21 protein-coding genes are annotated in these 23,630 nt (G+C 44.0%); 9 read left to right on the top strand and 12 right to left on the bottom strand.

The features are described 5' to 3' along the window. Window positions 1-20: 20 nt before the first annotated feature. The 7 genes from M8998_RS11470 to M8998_RS11440 form a co-directional block, all read right to left on the bottom strand. The gene (locus M8998_RS11470; protein ID WP_249992879.1) at window positions 21-920 is read right to left on the bottom strand and encodes a glycosyltransferase family protein; all 900 of its coding nucleotides are present in this window, start codon (window positions 918-920) and stop codon (window positions 21-23) included. 78 nt (window positions 921-998) lie between these two features. Next, window positions 999-1,853, bottom strand: coding sequence for a glycosyltransferase family 2 protein (locus M8998_RS11465; RefSeq protein ID WP_249992876.1), 855 nt, complete (start codon window positions 1,851-1,853; stop codon window positions 999-1,001). Next, window positions 1,850-3,313 (bottom strand): lipopolysaccharide biosynthesis protein, encoded by a 1,464-nt coding sequence (locus M8998_RS11460; protein ID WP_249992874.1) that lies wholly within the window; start codon window positions 3,311-3,313, stop codon window positions 1,850-1,852. The genes M8998_RS11465 and M8998_RS11460 overlap by 4 nt, the downstream gene beginning before the upstream one ends. A 12-nt stretch (window positions 3,314-3,325) precedes the next feature. Continuing rightward, window positions 3,326-4,240, bottom strand: a complete 915-nt coding sequence (locus tag M8998_RS11455) for a hypothetical protein (RefSeq protein ID WP_249992872.1) — start codon at window positions 4,238-4,240, stop codon at window positions 3,326-3,328. A 67-nt stretch (window positions 4,241-4,307) separates the two neighbouring features. Next, window positions 4,308-5,033: a YebC/PmpR family DNA-binding transcriptional regulator gene (locus M8998_RS11450; protein WP_249992870.1), complete on the bottom strand. Its 726-nt coding sequence runs from the start codon at window positions 5,031-5,033 to the stop codon at window positions 4,308-4,310. Window positions 5,034-5,035: 2 nt separating this feature from the next. Then, entirely contained in the window at window positions 5,036-5,983 is a 948-nt protein-coding gene (locus M8998_RS11445; RefSeq protein ID WP_249992867.1) for an NAD-dependent epimerase/dehydratase family protein, read from the bottom strand. A 136-nt stretch (window positions 5,984-6,119) separates the two neighbouring features. Beyond that, complete coding sequence (locus M8998_RS11440) at window positions 6,120-7,781, bottom strand: lamin tail domain-containing protein (protein ID WP_249992864.1); 1,662 nt, start codon at window positions 7,779-7,781, stop codon at window positions 6,120-6,122. Window positions 7,782-7,918: 137 nt separating this feature from the next. Here M8998_RS11440 and M8998_RS11435 point away from each other — a divergent pair, with 137 nt between their 5' ends. Then, window positions 7,919-8,911 carry an aspartate-semialdehyde dehydrogenase gene (locus M8998_RS11435; RefSeq protein WP_249992862.1) on the top strand — a complete coding sequence of 331 codons (993 nt, stop codon included), beginning with the start codon at window positions 7,919-7,921 and terminating at the stop codon, window positions 8,909-8,911. 125 nt (window positions 8,912-9,036) lie between these two features. Here the strand turns inward: M8998_RS11435 and M8998_RS11430 are convergent, their stop codons facing one another. Further along, on the bottom strand, window positions 9,037-10,050 hold the full coding sequence (locus tag M8998_RS11430) for a Kelch repeat-containing protein (protein WP_249992860.1): 1,014 nt from the start codon (window positions 10,048-10,050) through the stop codon (window positions 9,037-9,039). A gap of 4 nt (window positions 10,051-10,054) precedes the next feature. After that, window positions 10,055-11,431 (bottom strand): DUF4270 family protein, encoded by a 1,377-nt coding sequence (locus M8998_RS11425; RefSeq protein ID WP_249992858.1) that lies wholly within the window; start codon window positions 11,429-11,431, stop codon window positions 10,055-10,057. Window positions 11,432-11,547: 116 nt separating this feature from the next. On the opposite strand from M8998_RS11425, the gene M8998_RS11420 reads away from it, so the two are divergent. The 6 genes from M8998_RS11420 (at window position 11,548) to M8998_RS11395 (ending at window position 18,156) form a co-directional block, all read left to right on the top strand. Beyond that, window positions 11,548-12,984, top strand: coding sequence for a sensor histidine kinase (locus M8998_RS11420; RefSeq protein WP_249992855.1), 1,437 nt, complete (start codon window positions 11,548-11,550; stop codon window positions 12,982-12,984). 23 nt (window positions 12,985-13,007) lie between these two features. After that, window positions 13,008-13,682, top strand: coding sequence for a response regulator transcription factor (locus M8998_RS11415; protein ID WP_249992852.1), 675 nt, complete (start codon window positions 13,008-13,010; stop codon window positions 13,680-13,682). Between the two features lie 12 nt (window positions 13,683-13,694). Next, complete coding sequence (gene pncA, locus M8998_RS11410; protein ID WP_249992849.1) at window positions 13,695-14,285, top strand: bifunctional nicotinamidase/pyrazinamidase; 591 nt, start codon at window positions 13,695-13,697, stop codon at window positions 14,283-14,285. A 61-nt stretch (window positions 14,286-14,346) separates the two neighbouring features. Further along, window positions 14,347-14,889 carry a TetR/AcrR family transcriptional regulator gene (locus M8998_RS11405; protein ID WP_249992847.1) on the top strand — a complete coding sequence of 181 codons (543 nt, stop codon included), beginning with the start codon at window positions 14,347-14,349 and terminating at the stop codon, window positions 14,887-14,889. Window positions 14,890-14,919: 30 nt separating this feature from the next. After that, complete coding sequence (locus M8998_RS11400; RefSeq protein WP_249992845.1) at window positions 14,920-16,623, top strand: glycoside hydrolase family 3 protein; 1,704 nt, start codon at window positions 14,920-14,922, stop codon at window positions 16,621-16,623. A gap of 105 nt (window positions 16,624-16,728) precedes the next feature. After that, window positions 16,729-18,156: an L-serine ammonia-lyase gene (locus tag M8998_RS11395; RefSeq protein ID WP_249992843.1), complete on the top strand. Its 1,428-nt coding sequence runs from the start codon at window positions 16,729-16,731 to the stop codon at window positions 18,154-18,156. Here the strand turns inward: M8998_RS11395 and M8998_RS11390 are convergent. Both M8998_RS11390 and M8998_RS11385 read right to left on the bottom strand, forming a co-directional pair. After that, on the bottom strand, window positions 18,153-19,025 hold the full coding sequence (locus tag M8998_RS11390) for a 1,4-dihydroxy-6-naphtoate synthase (protein WP_249992840.1): 873 nt from the start codon (window positions 19,023-19,025) through the stop codon (window positions 18,153-18,155). The two genes, M8998_RS11395 and M8998_RS11390, sit on opposite strands and share 4 nt — an antisense overlap. Window positions 19,026-19,043: 18 nt before the next feature. After that, window positions 19,044-20,096: a sugar phosphate isomerase/epimerase family protein gene (locus M8998_RS11385; protein ID WP_249992838.1), complete on the bottom strand. Its 1,053-nt coding sequence runs from the start codon at window positions 20,094-20,096 to the stop codon at window positions 19,044-19,046. Between the two features lie 85 nt (window positions 20,097-20,181). Here M8998_RS11385 and truA point away from each other — a divergent pair, with 85 nt between their 5' ends. Next, window positions 20,182-21,024 (top strand): tRNA pseudouridine(38-40) synthase TruA, encoded by an 843-nt coding sequence (truA, locus tag M8998_RS11380; RefSeq protein WP_349665657.1) that lies wholly within the window; start codon window positions 20,182-20,184, stop codon window positions 21,022-21,024. Continuing rightward, complete coding sequence (locus M8998_RS11375) at window positions 21,021-22,784, top strand: ABC transporter ATP-binding protein (protein ID WP_249992836.1); 1,764 nt, start codon at window positions 21,021-21,023, stop codon at window positions 22,782-22,784. The genes truA and M8998_RS11375 overlap by 4 nt, the downstream gene beginning before the upstream one ends. A 6-nt stretch (window positions 22,785-22,790) precedes the next feature. Here the strand turns inward: M8998_RS11375 and trmB are convergent, their stop codons facing one another. After that, window positions 22,791-23,450, bottom strand: coding sequence for a tRNA (guanosine(46)-N7)-methyltransferase TrmB (gene trmB, locus M8998_RS11370; RefSeq protein ID WP_249992834.1), 660 nt, complete (start codon window positions 23,448-23,450; stop codon window positions 22,791-22,793). Window positions 23,451-23,630: the final 180 nt, after the last annotated feature.

Below are 23,630 nucleotides of genomic sequence, written 5' to 3'. Positions count from 1 at the left end.
GAGAAGCTATTTGTTTATGTTTAACGCAGCTTGTTGATGGCAAACCGATACAAACGCTGCAATAAGTTTCCCTTCCGATGCTTAAAGAAATAGCGCAGTGCGGCATACCCAGCAGGATTTTCTACCAAATCTGTTGGAAAATAGGTAATGGGTGTAGATCGTATGGAGGTTTCGAACATCGTATTGATTCCAGAATGAACACCTGAACCATCGTGTCCAATGTTTTCAATGAGCGATTGGCTGGGCTCTATCGCCAAACCATCTTTTAAGAAAACGCTGGCGTACCATCGCACAGCCCAGGAATCTACTTCTCCTTTTTGTTGCTGCAGTATCGTGCGCCAGAAATTCATCGTATGATCAAAGGTAAAGGCTGCGATCTTATCTTCGTTAAATTGTGCTATAATTTGGTCAATGTTGGGTTCGAAGTATCGCCAAGCACGCGACCACGTTGCCCAAGCCTGACTCGCCACATAACGCGTTACGAATGTTTCCTCCAGCGAGGAGCGATCCAGTTCGTACATAAAGCCCCCAATGTGCATCACTTGTTCTTCTTTTTCATACCGGATCAACGCCTCATTAAAGTATTGCAGCGTATGCCGAGCAAATAGTACATCGTCTTCTAAAACGATTGCCCGACCATGTTCTTTCATCACCTGCCCTACCCCATCCATGACATTATTAGCTAAACCCCAATTGCGATCTCGTTCGGTAACGTGCACCGCTTTGAATGCCCATTCCCGTTTAATCACGTCTCTTACTTGCTGCACCGCTTTCTCGGCTCCGACGTTCTTTGCACCATCTGCAAATACATATAAGATACTATCTGCAGCTCCGTCATTGAGCTCCAAAGCTTCTAAAGCACGTTGGGTGTGTTCGGGTCTATTGTAGGCAAAAAGAATAATGGGACTTAGCTGCTCCATGAATGTGTTTAAGAATAGACGAAACTCGCCAAAAAAGTCTGCATATGCAAATACGGGAATTAGCAGACCGTGGATAATCTATGCGTTTCTTTTTCGCGTATGGTAGACGGCTGCCGTTTGCGCCAATACCTTGAATGCGATAGCCAGATAAGGCAATAAGCCTGCGTGAGAAGACGATGATCGCAAAAAAGCTTTCTTGATGGGCGCTACCACGCCGTAGGCAAACGCAGAGAAAAAGGAGTGATTTACATTGGCATATTCTGTCAGGAAATAGATGTATTCCCTTTGGAAGAACTGTGCTCTGGAAACGTTGTTTCTGTTTTGTCGATCATGGTATGCGATGGCTCGCCTACTGACGATTAGGTGCATTCCATGGTATTTAATGCGGTTGGCATAATCACTATCTTCACCATAATGATAGAAGATGGGTGCAAATAGACCAACTTGTTTTAATACAGGTACTGGGATCAACCAAAATGCGGCGTTCACGAATGGGACGGGGAAGGAAGAAAGGTTGGCCTGCCCTGCCTTAATGTACCCTGCGAAGCCTTGATCCAATTGCTCACCGGTTCCGTCGTAATGCATAGGCGACACAATCCCCACGTTAGGTCCGTAATCTTCCTCCATTAAATGCTGCAGACATGATGACTGTACCCAGGCGTCTTGATTAACCAGAAAGACGACATCGTATCTATTCGTGATGGCATAATCGAAGCCTAGATTATTGGCACGGCCAAAGCCAAGGTTTTTGTCGCTTTGACGCAAGATAACTTGTGGATAATCTTGCTGAATTCGTGCTACCGTATGGTCACTCGACGCATTATCGATCACGAAAATATCCGTGGGATACGTTGATTGCAGCAGGCTATCCAAACACTTAGTTAGCCAAGGCTCAAAATTATAGGACACAATGATGGTGAGCACCTTCTTCATACCTTATTACGAAAAAAGTTCTGAATTTCTACAAATGTGTCTTTGGAAAACAGATAACAAATCCCCAAATAAACCGAGCCCATCGACAGCATCGATACGCCCAACCTCAAAACAGCATGTGGCAGTACATCAATCCAAAAATAAGTAGCCATGAAACCAACCAGCGCAGTGAGCGCATAGGCATATACATCGCGCCACATAAACCAATAACTATAGTGTAGGCTCTTCCGAGTAATAAAGAACCAGGTATTGAGCCACAACAAATTAATTGCTGCATAGGCCACGATGATATAGAAAACACCCAGGTGCTTCAACGCAAAGAATAAACCGACTTGCAATACCCCAAATGTGATCATATTCCACATGTAGATGGTAGAGCGACCTTTGCTCAGTGTGTAGTTGGAAAAGGCATTGCCTACTACAGCAAATGCGCCTCCAAAAGCTAGAACGCGAAGGTAATCTGCCGCTTCTAACCATTTCTCGCCGCCACCAGCAAGCAGGAGGAAGTCTGGCGCGATGAGTGCTAAACCAAACATCAACGGAAAAGTGATGAAAGAGATAAAGGAAAGTAGTTTACGGAAAACGCGAATTCTGCGTTCTTCTTCACTTTGCGACACCTCGGTCATCAATGGTTGGATAATGGTATTGGAAATACTCAAAATCAAGCTTTGCCCCATGAGATTCCATTTGTTCCCAGAGTTATATTGCCCCACTTGCGATACTGGTGCATATTTCCCTAAAATGGCTGTCAGGAAATTATTGTTTAGATAGAAAAATACATTTGTAATTACCAATTTACTACTGTATGACAGCAGGGGCTTGATGGGTTTTAAGTTGATTTGAAAAGAAGGACGAAAGTTGGAATGATACCAAAATAGCGCAGCCACAATCACACAATAGGTTAGGTTTTGTAAGACCAAGGACCAGTACTTCAGCCCTTGAAGCGCGGCTACCACACCGATTACATTACTGATCAAAACCGCAAAAAATGTGGCACTAGCACGCTCTTTCACCATTAAGTTTCTAGTTAAGTAAGCATTATGCGCCACGCCGAAGCTACTAATTAGAAAATTTAAAAAGGAGAATTGTGCCAAAGGCCCTAATTCCGGCAACTCATAGAAATTGGCGATATAAGGACTTGCGGTATATAATAAGACATAGATGCCCCCGCCTAATAGCACACAAAACCAGAATACGGCATTATAATCTGCTTCCGTAACGTCTTTCTTGATGCTTAATGCACTCACAAAGCCAGATTCTGTCAACGCGGATGCAATCGCAGAGAAAATCGTTAAAATACCCACCAGACCATAATCTTTGGGTTCTAGTATTCGGAGCAATACAACACCAAAGATGGCGGCAATAACCTGTTGCGCACCATTGGATAGGCCGCCCCATAAAAATCCTTTAGCGGCTTTCTTTTTTAAGCTTTCTTCTGGTAAGGGGCTTATTGGATCCATCGCTTAAGCTTGCTACTGATCATCTTTGGGTTTGTTCGACTTAGTCAGCCCAGCCTTAAATCTTGGTTTAAAACCTGCTGGTTTGTTTGTTGTCGTTGGCGGCTCGTCTGTTGACGGCTTATCTTCCTCTGATGAAGGTGATACGGTATTATTTTCTGCCAAACTAGTTTCTGCTGTCGCATCAGAAGGTTCTTTGTCTTTTGTAGGTTCAGTAGCGGATGCTGGATCGCTTGGTGCTTCTGGCTTGGCGAGCTCTGTAGAGATCGTCTTCGTAGCACCGGCCTTAAATCTTGGCTTAAACCCCGCTGGTTTATTGGCAGGCTGCGGCTGCTCTTCTATTACCGGTTTTTCCTCTATTGGTGGTTTAGATTCTAAACCAGCCTCTGTAGAAACAATTTTATCTGCTTTCGCATCAGGACTTTCAGCAACCGTCTTCGTGGCTCCAGCCTTGAATCGCGGTTTAAAACCTGCTGGTTTACTAGCAAGCTGCGGTTGCTCTCCTCCTGTTGAATTGCCTTCTTTTGAAGGAACTGATTCCACACTTTTTTCTGTCGCACTCGCGGCATCATTCCCTGCATTGACAACAGGTTTAGGCGTAACTTTAGCTGCTCCAGCCTTAAAGCGCGGCTTGAATCCCGCTGGTTTTACTGCCGCGGCCGTTGGCTCAACGGGCACCACCTCCGACACCGGCTTCACCGGTATATCTGAAGTGGCCAAAGGTTTCTCCGGGATTGGTGCAGGCTCTCCAGCAGCGATTAAGTAGTTTTTCCGGAGCTTATTGAACCAGAACTTCTTAGTATGATCAAAGCTCTTCTCCCCCATCTCGGCGTAATGCCTAGAAAATTCTGCATACAAAGTCGGCTCACCCGCCTTCAAAGCAGTCAAGTCAATCTTTTTCTTATGGAAGAACTCTTCAAAGCTGAGCATAATCAAAAGTAACTAAAAATCCCTGCGAAAGAGGTTTCGCAGGGATTTTTATGCATATCAATATTGTTTAGTCCAGATTATGATACACGGCCTGCACATCATCGTCTTCCTCGATTTTGTCGATCAATTTCAGCACGTCCGCTGCTTGTTCTTCCGTCAATGAAGAGTGAGATAGGGCAATACGTTCTAAATTAGCAGAAGACACTTCAATTGCTTTCTCTTCTAATAGCTTTTGCATGTTTCCGAAGTCTTCGAACGAGGTTTGTACCACCACCACATCGTTTCCTTCTGCATCAGCTTCTACATAAAGCTCTTCCAAACCGCCATCTATAAGCTCCAATTCCAGCTCTTCGACATCCAGATCCTCTGGAGCCGGGAACCGGAAAACAGATCTGCGTTGAAAGATAAAATCCAAGGAACCTGTTTTACCTAACGAACCGCCTGCTTTTGTAAAGTAGCTTCTCACATTAGCTACTGTACGATTCGTATTATCTGTTGCTGTTTCGATCAGCACAGGCACACCGTGCGGCCCATAACCTTCGTAAACATATTCTTCATAACCTTTCGCATCCTTTTCGGAAGCACGCTTAATAGCGGCTTCTACCCGATCCTTCGGCATATTTACCGCTTTGGCATTCTGCATTGCGGTACGCAGTCGGGAGTTATTTTCGGCATGCGGGCCACCTTCTTTCACGGCAATGGCAATCTCTTTACCTAACCGTGTAAACTGGACAGCCATCTTTGCCCAACGCTTAAATTTTCTCTCTTTCCTAAATTCAAAGGCTCTACCCATTGTTATATCGTTGATTTTAGATTTTCAATCATATCCTTGGTCATCGCTTCCAAGTCAAAGGAAGGTGCCCATCCCCAGTCCTGACGCGCATAATCATCATTGATACGCTTAGGCCAAGAATCAGCAATAGCTTGTCTAGGGTCGCTTTCTGTGTAGGATATCTCAAAATTAGGAAGAATTTTTTGGATTTCTTCGGAGATATCTTTTGGCGTGAAGCTCATCCCCGCGAGATTGTAACTAGAACGGATGCTGAGCTTTTCTGCTGGCGCATCCATCAACGCTAAGGTGCCGCGCACTGCATCTTGCATATACAACATGGGTAACTCTGTTTCTTCGGAAAGGAAGCTGGTATACGCCCCTTTTCTCAATGCCTCAAAATAGATATGTACCGCATAATCTGTCGTCCCGCCTCCAGGTTCTGTTTTCCAGGATATAATACCCGGGTAACGGATACTTCGAATATCCAAACCATATCGCTTATGATAATACTCACAAAGTCTTTCTCCTGCTAGTTTGCTGATGCCATAAATACTGTTTGGATCCATGACGCAGTATTGCGGGGTATCCACCTTCGGTGAATGTGGTCCGAAAACCGCGATTGAACTTGGCCAGAAGATCTTTTTAGTACCTAGCTCCACCGCAAGATCTAATACGTTTAGCAACCCGTTCATGTTCAAGTCCCAGGCTTTTTGTGGGTATTGTTCTCCAGTTGCAGAAAGCATGGCGGCCAGTAAGTATACTTGAGTAGGCTGGTATTGTTCAAAAAGATGCTTCACTCTTTCCTTGTCTAAGACATTCACCAACTCAAAGATCTCCTGATCTGCACGCTCACGCGGCTCCCGGATATCGGATGTGATGACATTATCTGCACCAAACTTCAAGCGTAAGGCGGCGGCCAGTTCTGATCCAATTTGTCCGTTTGCGCCCAGTATTAATATGCGTTCTCCCATGTTATAGTATATTCGTATCCCGTTGAGAAAACTAAGATTTATTGTCAAATCAAGCTTCAAAACGGTTTATTTCGTGCAAATATACTGTTTTTTGAACCCTTCTCGAAAGTCGTAATGCCGCGTTTTTCAAGATTGACTAATTGCGAAGCAAAAAGGATTCTTTGAAGGTCTGCCGCTGTCCATTATCACGGTAAGCTTCCATCCACATGATATAAATCCCTGGCAAAGCCGGCTGACCATTTTCTCGCAACCCATCCCAGGTGAACCTACCAACATACCCCACTCCTTGGTTGCGTACCAATCTATTTATTAATCGTCCTTTATCATCATAGATGTTCAGGTTTATCATCGTGTTTGCCTCCATAAATTCGTATTGAATACGCAATAAGCGATCTTCATTAGTACTATTTGGATTGATGGTACGTGCAGAAAGGTATACATTGTCTTTCGTGACGGTAGCTGGGCGAATGCGAGAATTCTCATATCCCGGAGTGGCTCCTTCACTATACGTGGACGTTGAAATAAAGTTGCCCCCTTGATTTGTAGGCACATCGGGCGAGATACGCTCCAGCGAAACGCCTCGCGCATTACGAATAAAAGGCTGGTGCATGGTTGCTGTGTATCGTAGGCTATCCATCAATTCCTCGGGCGAAAACAGCGTTACTATCCCTTGGAGATTGGCATATGCAGGCAGACTTGGCAGTAGCACAGCGTTATGTAGCACTGCACTGGGATAATCGTGTTGCAGTTGGTTGGCGTTGGTGGTAATTACAAGATAGCTATTCGGAGGAAAAAGCATTTGCTGACTAGATAGCAACCTATTACCTAAGCGCCAGCCTTGCAGGTTGATGATCTCGTTCGATCGATTGTAAATTTCTACAAAAGTGGGACTGCCAGTATAGGGATTAAACAAGACTTCGTTTATAACAACATCATTATAACGTAAGTTTGTCTCTGCAAAAACGGTATGCGACAAGGATAGGTCTCTTCCACAAAATTGCGCTAACAGGGTTATCTCATGGGGTTGACCTATCGGCAATTCTCCATGGAATCTTACCCGTATTGTATCTCTGGATATTGTCCAATTAAGTGGTTGTGGCAACTCGTTAGCTACCTGAACGCTGCCTAAGCTAAGCATACTTTCCGCATCTATATTCAACACAAAGTTTAGGCTATTTTCTTGTATAAGAACCTGCTGGATCTGCACATTCGGAATTGCTCCGGCAAGATACACACTGTTTTGGCGCCCCGGTGTACCTCCACCTGTTGCGATGGATTCTTGCCAGGCCTGTACAGGGTTGCATCCGAACTCCGGGTTTATCCGTTCCAGACTCCAACCACCTTGTCGTTTTGCAGTGGTTTCATACCAATTACTCTGATAAGAAACGGCATCTACTGTACCTAGTTCTAGATGGGCAAGTGTGATGGTAGCTCCAGCATTACTCATTGTAGGCCATCCTACAATGCCACATACATTTCCATAAGCAAAAAATGCTTGTTCGTTTTGGGCGGCTGTTACGATCAAATACTGTCGGGCAGGGAGGTATATATCTGGAAATTGAAACGATCTGTTATTATAGGATATCGTATAATTTTTTAGCAAAATCGCTACATCAGAGGGATTGTAAAGCTCCAACCATTCTCGCATCGGCAGATTACCACCACTTGGATTCATCATCAACTCGTTGATCACTGGATGTGGCGCGACGAAGCTGACCTCGTGATCAAAAGGAATTGCGCATCCTAGCAAAAAGAGCATTGAACTCCAATAGAATAGGGCCTTTGCTTTTAAAGTCATTTTTAAACGAATTAAAATCTACTTTATCAGTAGATTTTGGAATAAGAATCCAAATAATTTAGTATGTTTGGGGTTGATTACGTGTTAAATATACTTAATCTGGTTTATTTTTTTTAAAGTTTAACGATAATTTATTTATGAAAGTTGCAGTAGTTGGCGCAACAGGTCTTGTTGGGTCAGAAATGTTGACAGTATTGGCGGAACGAAATTTCCCGGTAACAGAATTAATTCCAGTTGCATCAGAAAGAAGCAAGGGTAAAGAAATCGAGTTCAAGGGTAAGAAGTATAAGGTGGTTACTGCTCAAGATGCTATTGCACTTAAACCAGATGTAGCATTGTTTTCTGCTGGCGGTTCTACTTCCACCGAGTTCGCCCCATTATTTGCCGAAGCAGGCATTACCGTTGTCGATAATTCATCGGCTTGGCGCATGGATCCTTCAAAAAAATTAATAGTCCCAGAAGTGAATGGTAATGTATTGACGGCAGAAGACAAGATTATCGCCAATCCAAACTGTTCGACCATTCAGATGGTCGTAGTGATGAAGCCTTTACATGAGAAGTATACTATTAAACGCGTCGTGGTTTCTACTTATCAATCCGTAACTGGGACAGGAGTGGCGGCTGTAAAGCAGTTGAATGACGAACGTGCTGGCATTGATGGTGAAAAAGCTTACCCACATCAGATTGACCTTAATGTGATTCCTCAGATTGATGTCTTCCAAGATAATGGTTACACCAAGGAAGAGATGAAAATGATCAAGGAGACCAACAAAATCATGCGCGACGATTCGATTCGCGTAACGGCAACTACTGTACGTATCCCTGTTATTGGCGGCCACTCTGAATCGGTAAATATCGAATTTGAAAATGATTTTGATTTACAGGAAGTGCGCGACTTACTGGCGGCGCAGGAAGGTATTATTGTGGTAGATAATCCAGAGAAGCTAGAATATCCAATGCCAAAAGATGCGCATGGTAAGGATGAGGTTTTTGTAGGACGTATTCGTAGAGATGAATCTCAGGACAAAACGCTTAACCTTTGGGTAGTAGCAGATAACCTGCGTAAAGGTGCTGCAACGAATGCGGTACAGATTGCAGAATTATTACATAAAAGACAGCTGATCGGATAATCAGATCAGTTACCTTATCGTCTTCCGAATTAGAAAGACATAAAAATAGCCGGATGATTAATAATCATCCGGCTATTTTTATGTATCAAGAAATCCATTTAAGAATTTCCTGATAAAATCTGTTATTATCTAACAGGTGTAAATCCTAGTGTTTCACTATAAAACTGTTCACGACCAGTACCAGCCGAACCTGTTGCAATAAAGCCTCTATTACCAATAGCAAAACCAACAGCTTTCTCACGAGCGCCACTACCCTGTATTGCTTGATGCTGACCTGTCCAAGTATCACTTCCCGGGTCGTATTTCCAAACATTAGCTACCAAGCCTGCAGGAGCTCTACCGCTCACGATATAACCTTGGCCACCGATTACGAAAGAAGAGGTGTTATACCGTCTCACATCGTAAGTCTGACTGGCGTCGTTACGATTTAAATCGTTCAATTTCGTCCAAGTTGTTCCGTCGAAAGAGAAGAAATCTTCTGGTAACTGATTATTGAAACGGCCACCACCAACATATGCTCTATCACCAATGACAAAAGCAAATGCGCCAGTACGCGTCCATCCGAATTGTGTAGGCACTAAAGTCCAAGTATCGTTGGTTGGGTTATAACGATAGATATCGCTAAACGTTCTGCCGGCAGGAGTTTCTCCTAGTCCAACATATCCTGCACCACCCAACGAGAAGGCTACAGCGCCGAAACGTGCATCTCCAGGGAAGTCAGCAATCTTAGTCCAGGTATTTGCGCTTGCATCAAAACGGTAAAAATCTTTTAATGCGTTAGTTCCGTCGTAACCTGTTCCTACAAATCCTACTCCACCAATAGCAAAACCGACTGCGCGATGACGCGCTGGGCCAGCGAATTGTGCTTTAGGCTCCCATTGCGATCCGTTGAAAGCCCAAGCATCTTGTAGAATGGCACGCGTAGCTGTATAGCCACCGACCATATATGCCTGATCATTAATCACAAAAGATGCCGCACCCTCTCTAGGATCTCCCGGTGCTACAGTTGATCTAGTCCACTCTGTTGGTCCAGTATCCGTGCCTGTCCCCGTCTCTTCGTCATCTCTCGAACAGGATTGGAAAGATGTCGTCGCAATCGCACCAACTAAAAGTAATGCTAGCCAGTTTTTCTTCTTCATATGACTAATTAAATTTTGTGTATAAGATGTTTAATTTGATTTTAGGTGTATTGTCTTCCGCTGCAATCATAAATGAGTGAGCTGTGCCCACTAAAAGTGCTGGAGGGAAAGCGAGTACTAACGATCTAGGAATAATAGATTCGCTATTAACGACACGAATGTATTCGATTAAATTAAATCTATATTTCGCGTTTTGCCCGGTATTGTTTGCTGGTGTAAACTGTCCGCGTTGAATGTCGGTAGTAAAAGGAGTTCGTATAAAATCCAATGCCACACCGCTACTGTTTGCCAAATATAATGAGGGCCCTTCTTGCCCCGTAGGTAAAGGATACATCCAATTTTGATTCGATTGTATCTCTACCTCTAGCTCCATCCTATTGACTGCAATACCAGGAGTCTGCAAGAAGTTTCGAAGTGCAGGAAAATCGATGCGTACTGCCGCTCCTGTACCTGCTTGTACTAATCCAACACCATTAGTGGCTGCACCAGGTAAAGGCGTCGTTGCAGACAACCCTTGAAAAGGTGTACCAGATCTATCTGCCGAAAACTTGTTGTATTTGAGACTGTAGTCACGAATAACTAAATTCCTTTGTGCTGTAGTCCGCAGTCCGCCAGCACCGATATAGGAATAATGAATCTCTGCTTGGATGGTATCGTTGTATGCAATTACACTTGTATTCTCTTCATCGGGAATTACTGCAAAGCCATTCATATATTCAGCAAAGTTGGCCGCAGACACTACTCTTGCATCATCTGTCTGCATTTTGTCAAACAGATCTTTTCCGAAAGCATCATTCAGGCGAATAGCAAGCCTTTGTCTGCTTCCTGGTCGTGGCGTGTAGCTTAGTTCTCCTAAAGCGGCTTCTTCGATCTGAAAATTCTGATCACCAAAGATAGCTGGTGTCTGTACATAAAATGGAATCTCCACGTTATTGATACCGCCAGCTTGTAATCTGGTTGTCTCTAGCCGTTGTGTAATGCGGTGTGCACGAATGGTGTGTAACTTGGTCGTATCTCCCTGCACATGCAATTGATTATGTGTTCGAAGCACCAACTTAATAGAATCGAAACGGGCATCTTCAGGAATATCACTGTAATTATAATTTTCTGGTTCTACCTGAAAATAAGGTGCTACTGAAACCGACCCTGCTCCTTCACGGTCATATCTACCTAATAAAATTGCTCCTGCTCCCGAGGTTGGGATATGTTGTAACGTTAAATTCGTGATTTGGACAGATAAAGAATCTACAGAAGCTAGATTTAGCGCATCCACATTATCGTTGTTTAATGCGATAGCCATATCTTTCTCGCAACTAGACAATAGAATATTCGTTCCGAAAAACACGAACCCGAAAGCAATAAATATGAAATGTTTTAGCATAAAAACCAATGAATTGCAAATGTAACCGAACGTTACTGTTAATCAGTGTTATATTTTGTTAAATATTAACAATTACCTATGCGATGCAAATCTACTAAATTAAATTTGTTTTAATAATGTTAAAAAACCACAAAATCCTGGCCGTACTGATCGTTGTAATCACTGCTGGAATACTTTCCGTCCTCAGTTTTTGGCTGTACAACTCCTACGACGATCACCGGGAATTAACCTTTGCTAAGGCGGATCAAGCGTTGCTTAGCACGCTGAATGATTACTATGCACGCCATGAAATTACGGCCAACAATTCGCGTAATAGCTACCAGAAAAATTTGGTTGCAGATATCAACCGTGCTTATCCGAATGTAGCGGTTGATAGTATATACGCATGGATGGAGAAAAACGCTACACGCCGACATGATAGTATTCGTCACCAATATCGCGAAATGCACCGCAATATCCCGAAAGAACGAAGTATGCGTCGCAAACCCAGAGAAATAAACCATTGGATGCTTCAAGGAAGAGATGCGCAGCTGTCTACGGCTGCACTAGATACGCTTTTGAAGGAGTACAAAGAGGAGCTGTCTTATCAAGGAATTCACTTGGCAAATGCACAACTGAGGCTTCAAAAAGTGGATCGGAAAGATTATTCGGATCTACGTGAGAATCACACGAAAAATATATTAACTACTCGCCCTATTTTAATCAATGCAGAAGGCAATCTTTATCTTTATGCAGAGCTGTCGCAAACCTGGCGACATATTGTCTCTAACATGCTTGGACAGATTATCTTCTCCGCCCTCTTGGTCATGGCCTTGATTGGCACTTTTCTGGCTTTATTTAAAACTATTCGCAAGCAAAATAAGTTGGCTATGTTACAAAGATCCTTTGTGACCAACATGACACATGAGCTAAAAACGCCATTGTCTACCGTAACGGCGGCTGTCGAAGCTTTACAACGATTCGGTGCCAAGAATGATCCAGACCGCTGGAACAAATATCTCACGATCTCTAAACGAGAACTGGATCACCTAAGCCAGATGGTAGAAAGTGTACTGCAATTCAATAGTGATGTACGCAGCGGGATCGACTTCAACGACGAGGAGTTTGATCTTCAGTCCCTGCTTCAAGAAATTGTAGACTCATTCCAATTGGTCAATGCGGCACAAATCGACCTTTTGTTCGACACACCGCAGTCACCCCTACTTTTCTCGGGAGACAAAGCGCACCTGCGCAATACCTTCTCTAATGTGATCGATAATGCCATCAAATATAATCAGTCCACTTCACCGCAGGTGAAGGTCTCTTTGATGGCGACCCAAAAAGCACTTCAGATCCGCATTAGTGACAATGGAATTGGAATTCCGAAGTTGTATCAAAAGAATATTTATGATCTGTTCTTTCGAGTGCCGAATGGCGAATTGTATAGTGTCAAAGGCTTTGGATTAGGGTTGGCCTATGTGCAGCAAGTGGTGCATCAGCACGGAGGAAGCATAACCGTCGACAGCACAGAAGGCATAGGAACAACGTTTACCATATCATTCCCTCGAAAATAACGCGCTGCTAAAAAAGAAACTACATGCTGAAAATATTATATGTCGAAGACGAGTTAAGTTTGGCCATGATCGTGGGGGAAAGCCTGGAGGAGCATGGTTTTGAAGTGAAACACGCTGTGAATGGCCAAGATGCATTACAAATATTGAAAAAATTTAGCCCTCATGTGATGGTGCTGGATGTGATGATGCCCTTGATGGACGGTTTTACATTGGCCACCGAAATCCGCAAGATCGACACCAAAACGCCCATCCTATTTTTGACCGCGATGACACAGACGGCAGATTTAGTGAAAGGTTTTCACCTCGGAGGTAATGATTATATCCGCAAACCTTTTAAAATCGAAGAGCTAATCGTGCGGATTGAATCTGCGCATCGCGCAACTCGCCAACACCACGACCAGCAACACTATGATATTGGCACCTACAAACTGGATGCCCAGAAATTTCTACTAAGCCACGAAGGACAGACCGAGAAACTATCTTTCCGGGAGGCCGAATTGTTACGTCGCTTATTTGAGCGCAAGGATCAGGTAGTGCCACGAGAGGAGATTATACGCACCTATTGGGGCGACGACACGTATTTCACCGGCAGAAGTTTAGACGTTTTTATCAGCCGGATCCGAAAATACCTTTCCAAAGATGAACGAATTAAGATTACCAACATTCGTGGTGTAGGCTATCGGTTATCTATCGATTAGTTATATTTGGGTATGAAAGCACTTATCATTGTCGATGTGCAGGTCGATTTTCTACCTGGAGGCTCGTTGGCGGTTCCTGCAGGTGATACCATCATCCCTATCATTAATGTCTTGCAAAAAGACTATGATCTCGTAGTCGCTACGCAAGATTGGCACCCTGCTGATCATGGTAGTTTCTCCAGTCAACACCCCGGTTCTGCGGCATATGATCGGATCGAGCTGAATGGGCTGGAGCAGGTATTATGGCCAGATCATTGTATTGAAGGTACAGCGGGAGCTGCATTTGCGGAGGCGCTGGACACACGAGCAGTAGAGGCTATTTTTAGGAAAGGAACAGACAAAAAGATAGATAGCTATAGCGCATTCTTTGATAACGGCAAATTGAAAGCCACGGGACTACAGGGTTATCTGCAAGCGCGTGCTGTGACCGAAGTACATGTATGCGGACTAGCGGCAGATTATTGCGTTTACTTTACCGCGGTGGATAGTTTGGAAGCAGGTTTTAAGACGGCTATTGTCTCCCGAGCGACCAAGCCAATAGACAAAACCACTTTCATGGATAAAAAAGAAATATTCCTGCAAAAAGGAGGTCGCATACTTTAATAACAACAATACAAACGGCAAGGAACAATATTTTCAATATCTTTGTCACATACAGTTAACTATGAAAGAAACAGCTATTAGTAGGAAAGATAAAATTATACAAACCGCAACCTCACTATTCGCTGATAAAGGTTTTGCTGACACTTCCACCAAAGAAATCTCTATTCGAGCTGGTGTATCAGAAGCATTGATTTTCAAGCATTTTGGGAATAAAGATCGGCTCCTTTCCTTCATCATAAAAACTGGGTATAGCCGCGTGGTGATGCATCACAAGGGCATGCTTACTTATAAAGGTGCCAAAGATTTCTTACGCAACATGATTCTTCTTCCGAATAAACTAGTCGCTGAAGAACCGTTGTTCTGGAAAATGCAGGAGAGACTATCACATGATGAGCTTTCCAGGAGTCAACACGAGCATTTTATAAAACCAGTACAATCTATCATATTGAAGGCCTTTCAAGAATTGGGCTATGCCAAGCCCGAATTAGAAACCCAATATCTATTATTGGTTATCGATCTACTGTGGAAGAAAGAAGCCTCTGGCGAACTGCAAAATGCAGAAGAGCTTACCGCACTGATTGAAGACAAATACCATTTGAGCTAGTTTCCTTTTTATTTTCCTTTTACCCTACACATGAAGCACATCTTCCTACTTATCAACTACATATCTCTGTTTATATCTTCGAGCTATGCACAAGCAAAACGCGACTTTGTTCCGTTCATTAATCAATCACATCCTTGGGTAGAGCGTACATTTCAGCAACTTACTCCGCGCGAACGCATTGCTCAGCTCTTGCTTATTAGGGCACATACAGATCGTGGGCCTCGCTACGTAGATTCTGTAGGCCGCATTGTGCGACAGGAAAAATTAGGCGGATTAGTCGTGTTCCAGGGCGGGCCTGTAAGGCATGCAAATATGTTCAACCGGTATCAGAAAGACAGCAAGGTGCCCCTACTAGTTACCTTTGATGGTGAATGGGGCTTAGGCATGCGACTGGCAGATTCTACGACTTCTTTTCCTTACCAGATGACTTTGGGTGCCATTCAACGCAACGAATTGCTTTACGATATGGGCAAGCAGGTAGCAAAAGATTTTCTGAGGTTGGGCATGCATTTTAACTTTGCGCCCGTGGTAGACATCAACAACAATCCAAAGAATCCCGTGATCAACTTCCGATCTTTTGGAGATAATAAAGAAAACGTGACCCAAAAAGCGAAAGCGTATATGGACGGCATGGTCGCGGGTGGTATTGTAGCATCGCTCAAACACTTCCCGGGACATGGCGATACCGATGTAGACTCACATCACGATCTCCCGCAATTGGATTTCTCCAAAAAAAGGCTTGATGAACTAGAGATATTTCCCTTCCGGGAATTAATTCGTGCAGGAGCGCCGGCTATTATGGTCGCGCATATGCACATCCCTTCTTTGGACGATACACCAAACATTCCTTCTTCGATCTCTAAAAAGGTCGTGACCGATCTGCTCCGTAATGAATTGGGCTTTCAAGGCCTTGCTGTAACGGATGCTATGGATATGAAAGGCGTTACGAAATTCTTCCCTAATGGTCGAGCCGATGTAATGGCGATAGAGGCTGGTAATGATCTATTGGAAATATCGGAAAACAGTGGTCGCGCTATCCAAATGATTGAGCAGGCCGTCAAAAATGGCAGCATCAAACAGGCAGATATAGATCGTCGGGTAAAAAAGGTTTTGGCGACAAAATACTGGCTCGGACTAGACAAATACCAACCTGTTTCCACCAAAAATCTATATAACGACTTAAACAGTACCGCTTCTCGGCAGTTGGTACAGCGCCTGGCAGAGGCTTCGATTACCGTATTACGTTCGCAACGAGCCATCAATTCCTTTAATCGCGGCCGCCCTACCCTAGTCGTCAGTGTGGGTGTCAACAAGCCGCAAGCGTTAGAAGAAGTAATTGCTAGTCGGGTACGTGGAATCATGCAGTTGTATGTAGCAAACAACGAGGCGCCCGAGCGTTTGCAAGAAATTATGATGGAAGCACGCAAATATGGACAAGTTATACTGGCCATTCACGATGCGCGTTCGCGTCCACAAAGCACGCTTCCATTATCCGAAGACGTTATCGAATTTATCGATAAAGTAACCAACAAAAATACCATTACGATAGTACATGCAAACCCTTATACCCTAAATGGTATCGATGTAAGCCAGAGCGGTAGTATTATTCTGGCCTATCAAAATGAGGCTTTTATGCAACGCGCTGCTGCTAAAGTGCTCTTTAAAGATATCCGTTCGGAAGGCAAGCTGCCTGTAACCATCTCTCGTAAGTTCAAATTCGGTGCAGGCATGTAAATAATTATCCTATTTACACACTTAACTCAATCCTTATTATTATTTCACAATTAATAAAAATACGCGCTTTTTATACCTTATTTTTGGAATATTTTTAATCCTCATATGGCTAGCGAACAGATTTCCATTTTCGACATGTTTAAGATCGGCATAGGTCCATCCAGCTCTCATACATTGGGACCATGGCGGGCCGCACAGCGATTTGTACAGGCAGTAGATGCTCGTGCCGGCATAGAAAATGTGCAGCTGATCAATGTATTATTATACGGATCACTAGCAAAAACCGGGGTGGGCCACGGCACAGACATTGCCATCATATTAGGGTTGAGTGGTGATGATCCCGTTACATTTGATGTGTACGATGTGATACCGAAAGTGGAACGTATTAAATCGTCAAAAAAACTACAACTCGGTAACAGCCAAACCATTGATTTTGTCTATGACGAACACATGTTGTTTTTGTATAATGAAAGCCTTCCCTTTCACCCCAACGCGGTCACTTTTCAGGCTTTTCTGAAAGATGGTACAGCCTTAAGTGAAACGTATTACTCCATAGGCGGAGGTTTCGTCGTACAAGAGGAAGAACAAGGAGCCAGCGCTGCCGAAGTGGATCTGCCTTTCCATATGGATACTGCCGAAGATGTGCTATTCTGGTCTAGAAGAACGGGATTGAAGATATCGGAGCTGGTCCTGGAAAATGAGTTGGCTTGGCGAACGGAAGAAGACACCAAAGAGGGTATTTTAAACATATTCTCCACCATGAAAGAATGCATCTATAAAGGATGCCATACTACGGGCATACTTCCGGGTGGGTTAAAGGTAGAACGCCGAGCTTCTAAATTGAATAAGCGTATTGTGAAGGATCGTCCCTACGATGATTTTGCCTCTTGGCTGGAAGCAATTCGTTTGGGAGGAAAGGATTTTGGATATATTCTGGACTGCGTTAGCTGTTTTGCCCTGGCGGTGAATGAAGAAAACGCCTCCTTTGGGAGAGTGGTGACAGCACCTACAAATGGAGCAGCGGGTGTGATACCCGCTGTCTTACAATATTATATTACGTTTTACGACGCGTTTAACGATCAAAAGATTATTCAATTCATTGCGGCAGCATCTGAGATAGGATCGATTTTTAAGAAAGGTGCTACGATATCGGCCGCAATGGGCGGATGCCAAGCGGAGATTGGGGTATCTTCGGCGATGGCGGCGGGCGCACTCACCGAGTGTCTTGGCGGCTCACAGCGCCAAGTATTGATGGCGGCAGAGATTGCGATGGAACATCACTTGGGTTTAACCTGTGACCCGATAGGCGGGCTGGTGCAGATTCCATGCATTGAGCGCAATACCATGGGCGCCATCAAAGCGATTACCGCAGCACAGCTTGCTTTGCAATCTAATCCAGAAAAAGCCAAAGTGAGCTTAGATGCAGTAGTTGGCACGATGTGGGCCACTGCGCAAGATATGAATGTAAAATACAAGGAGACCGCAGACGGCGGACTAGCTGTAAAAGTACCGCTCAGTCTCCCTGAATGTTAATCTGTAGCTAAAAATAAGGCTTGCTCCCGCGGAGGGATTAAACCTAAGCGTTGTGCCTCACTAAATAGATAATTGACGGAAGCACGGCCTTTGTCACCCAAGTTTTCTGAATAAGTATTCACATACAAGTCGATGTGTTGATACATTACCGATTCCTCCATTTCCTGTGCGTGACTCCGAATATAATCCAAACCTGATTTTGGATTGGCGAAAGCAAAACGCACACTATCAGCGATCAGCTTGTTCACCTGCTGTTTGACCGTTTGCGGTAGCGATCGTTTGATGACAATACCACCGAGTGGAATAGGATATCCTGTTCCTTTCTCCCAAAATTCTCCGAGATCCTGCGCCTTGAATAAACCGCGTTCACTATAGGTGAAACGATTTTCATGAATAATCAAACCGACATCTACCCGACCATCCAAAACAGCGCTTTCTATATCAGAAAAAACGAGCTCTTCTTTATTAACCAATTGAGGGTATGCCAGGCCAAGTAGAAAGTTCGCTGTGGTATACTTTCCAGGAATGCCTATCCGCAGATCCAGAAGATCTGCCGGCAGATCTTGACCGGCATATTTTGACAGACGCGCCGCAAGATCTTTATCTTTTGTTATTAACAACGGGCCTACTCCAAAACCTAATGCACTACCAGCATCGAGCAGCTCATAATCTTCTGATGCGTACGCGAATGCATGGTAGCTCAGCTTGGTAATATCCAATTGCTGCGCAAAAGCCATTTTGTTCAATGTCTCCACGTCATGATAGCTCGGCTCGAAAGAAAGATCTCCAGTATCTATCTTGCCGTGAATGAGCGCATCGAAGATAAACGTATCATTCGGGCACGGAGAAAAACCTAGACTTAGCTTCATCGTTATTTTTTCCTATTTTTAAATACCTAACAGATCACGGTTAAAACCTTCGTCGGAACCTGTAGACGCGAAATCATCAAACGCCTTCTCCGTTACCTTGATAATATGCTCGCGAATAAACTGTGCACCTTCTGTAGCACCATCCACACTGTTTTTGATGGCACATTCCCATTCCAGCACAGCCCATCCTTCATAATCGTATGCGGCTAATTTGCTAAAAATAGATTTGAAATCTACCTGCCCATCTCCCAGAGAGCGGAATCGGCCAGCTCTATCTAACCAATTGCTATAACCTCCATATACACCTTGTTTGCCTGTCGGGTTGAATTCAGCATCCTTCACATGAAACATTTTAATACGCTCATGATAATGATCAATATAGCTTAGGTAATCCATTCCTTGCAACAATAAGTGCGATGGGTCATATAACAAGCAAGCTCGAGGATGGTTATTAGCCGCTTCCAGAAAGCGCTCGTACGAAACACCATCATGCAGATCTTCTCCTGGATGTACTTCGTAACATAAATCGATCCCATTGCGATCGAACTCATCTAGAATAGGTAGCCAGCGACTGGCCAATTCTTTGAAGCCTGTTTCCACCAGCCCGGCAGGGCGTTGTGGCCACGGATAGACCATATGCCATAGTAACGAGCCGCTAAATGTAGCATGCGCATTCAAACCTAAATTGGCCGAGGCTTTAGCGGCTAATTTTAACTGATCTATCGCCCAGGCAGTACGCGCCTTTGGGTTGTTGCGCACGGCCGCAGGAGCGAATCCGTCAAACAACTTGTCGTAGGTGGGATGAACGGCCACCAACTGCCCTTGCAAGTGCGTCGATAGTTCTGTAATCTCCACACCAATTTCCGATAATCGGCCTTTGATCTCGTCTGCATATGTTTTGCTCTCCGCTACTTTTTGTAGGTCAAAGAATTCAGGATCGTTGGTGGGTACTTGCACGCCAACGTAGCCCAATGATTTCGCCCATTCGGATATATTTTCTAACGTATTGTAAGGTGCGGTATTATCAATAAATTGTGCTAAAAAGAGGGCGGGCCCTTTTACTGTTTTCATGGTCATTTCGTCTTTTATACGTTTTAAAGGTACTAAAAATATCCCCGTTCCCCGAAGTTCTTCCTTGTGTAAACACCACACCTGGATGGATTACGCAGAACTGCTCTTCTGTCCGATGAGTTTACATTCAAACAACGTAAAATTCCGTAACTTTGCCCCCGTGCAAGGAAACACTCAACGCTACTTTTTGGAAATCGCATATAAGGGTACTGCCTACCATGGGTGGCAAATCCAGCAGAATGCTATCTCTGTACAGGAGAAGCTGCAGCTGGCCCTGAAAACGGTTTTGCGCCAAGAGGTCGAGACCACTGGTGCCGGCCGTACGGATACGGGCGTACATGCAACTCAGTTGTACGTGCATGTAGACATTCCTTCCGAAAAGATCGACTCTTCGAAAAAATTTGTACATGCATTAAATGCTGTTCTTCCGTCGGATATTAGTGTGAAAAGGATTTTGAAAGTACATTCCGATGCACATGCTCGTTTTGATGCCGTATCCAGATCGTACGAGTATCATATACATCTTGGTAAAAATCCTTTTTTGGAAGACGCATCCTGGTTGCTTCGCGACACTCCGGACATATCTAAAATGAATGAAGCCGCAAAGCTGTTGCTCGGAAAAAAAGATTTTGGCTGCTTTAGCAAAGCACACACGCAGGTATTTACGAATATTTGCACGATCCAAGAGGCGCGATGGGTAATGAATGGCGAACGATTGACTTTCCATATTACTGCTGATCGCTTTTTACGCAACATGGTCCGCGCGATTGTAGGTACACTGCTTGAGGTAGGCGCAAAAGGCAAACCTGTGGAGCATGTATCTGAAGTGATCGCTAGCCAAGATCGTGGCCAAGCCGGAGCTTCGGTGCCAGCGCGTGGCCTCTACCTTACCCAAATTATCTACCCTTATATCGATCAACCATCGTGAAGAAAGAACAAGTTGCTGGAAACGCCTACGACACCAAATTACTAAGTCGGCTGGCAAAATATATTCGTCCATACCGCACCGTATTTTGGATTTCTGTCGTGTTGACGATCCTATTGGCGGCAGTAGCACCAGCGCTCCCGATGTTGGTGGAGCATACGGTGGATCGCCACATTTTATCTGGAAATACCGCTGGCTTAACGAACATGCTGATTGCCATGATTGGGTTGCTTATCTTGCAAACCGTCATCCGGTATTTTCATACGCTAATGACTAATACCTTGGGCCAATCTGTGATCCGCGATATTCGTGTTCAGGTGTTCGAGCATATTACCAACTTGCGGCTCAAGTATTTTGACAACACCCCAATTGGACGATTAATTACCAGAACGATTTCTGATCTGGAAACAATTGCGAATATTTTCTCCGAAGGATTGATTCAGATTATCGGCGATCTATTACAGCTTGTGGTGATTTTGCTAGTGATGTTTTACACAGACTGGCGGCTTACATTGGTTATTCTTATCCCCATGCCGTTGATGATTGCCGCAACGTACATCTTTAAAGAAGCCATGAAGTCCGCATTCCAGAGTGTACGCACGTGGGTGTCTAACCTGAATACTTTTCTACAAGAGCACATTTCGGGCATGGCCATCATTCAGTACTTCGCTCGCGAAGATCAAGAAATGCGGAAATTTAAAGAGATCAATGCCGAGCATCGAAACGCACATATCCGCGCAAACTGGTATTTCTCTATTTTCTTTCCTGTGCTAGAAGTGATTGTAGCAATTTCGACGGGCTTATTGGTATGGTACGGCTCCAAGCAGATCTTGGCTGATGTGATCACCCCTGGTGTGGTGGTCGCCTTCCTGATGTACATTACGATGATCTTTCGCCCGATAAGGGAGCTTATCGACAAATTCAACACGTTACAGATGGGTATGGTATCTGCTGAACGTATTTTTGAGGTACTGGATACGAACGAGTTTACGCCAGACCAAGGAGAATATCGACCAGATACAGTACGCGGGAAGATTGAATTCAAGAATGTGTGGTTCGCTTATAATGAGGAAAAATGGGTACTCAAAGACATCAGTTTTACAGTACAACCTGGAGAAACGCTCGCACTGGTTGGCGCTACCGGAGCAGGAAAATCCTCGACCATTAATATTCTAAGTCGTTTTTATGAGATTCAGCGTGGGCAGATACTACTCGACGGTGTGGATATTCGCGAGTACGACTTATCTTACTTAAGGCAAACGATTTCTACGGTATTGCAAGATGTATTTCTGTTTTCAGACACCATTTTACATAACATCAACCTGTACGATGAGACCATCTCAATGGATTCCATCGTCGATGCCGCCAAGAAGGTGGGCGCACATGAATTTATAGAACGGCTGCCGAGCGACTACCAGTATCAGGTTCAAGAACGGGGATCCACTTTATCAGCGGGTCAAGGCCAATTGATCTCTTTTATCAGAGCATTAGTGCACGATCCTAAAATTCTGATCTTGGATGAGGCAACTTCTTCTGTAGATACCGAAACGGAACAATTGATACAATCTGCTATTGAAAATCTAATGGATGGACGCACAGCTATTGTGATTGCACACCGCTTATCGACTATCCAGCGGGCAGATAAAATCATTGTATTAGACAATGGAGAAATGCTAGAAAAGGGATCTCATCAGGAATTGCTCGCACTAGATGGTGCATACAGGAGATTGTACGATCTTCAATTCAATTCTTCTGGACTATAAAACAATTCACCCTTGCTGCGGGAACTGCCACTGCACGTAGTTAATGTTCTTGTCGTCTGCCAAGTATTTCTTTTCGTAATAAGTTTTAATCGATAGTACGTCGTCCACTAAAGCAGAAGCATACAAGTCTGTCGTTTCCTTAGTAATCGGCATTTTGCCTGCTGCGATTTGTTCTAACGTGTAGGCATAAAATTCATCATTATCCGTCTTTAGATGCATGATGCCGTCATCTTGCAAGATAATTTTGTATTTCTGCATAAAGCGCGGACTAGTTAGTCGCTTTTTTTCACGACTGTCTTGTGGCTGCGGGTCAGGGAAAGTTATCCAAATTTCAGCAACTTCATTCTCCGCAAAATGCTCCAGAATGCTCTCGATCTGAATGCGTAAAAATCCGACATTGTGAATTCCTTCTTCCAAGGCAGTTTTCGCACCGCGCCAGATTCGGTTGCCTTTGAAGTCTACACCGATGAAGTTAATGTCTGGAAAAAGCTTGGCTAGGTTAACAGTATATTCCCCTTTTCCACAGGCCAATTCCAACACAATTGGTTGATTATTGCCAAAGAAATCTTTGGCCCATTGCCCTTTAAAATCTTTACCAGCATCCAGTTGAACCACATTTTTAAATGTAGCCACCTCTGCAAATCTGCGTAGTTTGTCTTTACCCATTACTATACTGTACTTTATTATGCTATTGTCGACAGGGTCATCATCTGTCCAAAAAAATGGCTTGATACAGACGCTGCTGCAATATAGCCGGCGCAAAAATAACCTTATATTTGTTGTATTACGAATAGAGGGAAGGTATATTCAGAAAAAACAGCGAAAACTTCTCTTTTACACGCATCT

It is taken from the genome of Sphingobacterium sp. lm-10 (assembly GCF_023554555.1).
Lineage (GTDB): Bacteria > Bacteroidota > Bacteroidia > Sphingobacteriales > Sphingobacteriaceae > Sphingobacterium.
The sequence above is the reverse complement of the archived record's forward strand: the minus strand, read 5'-3'. Positions and strand labels throughout refer to the sequence as shown.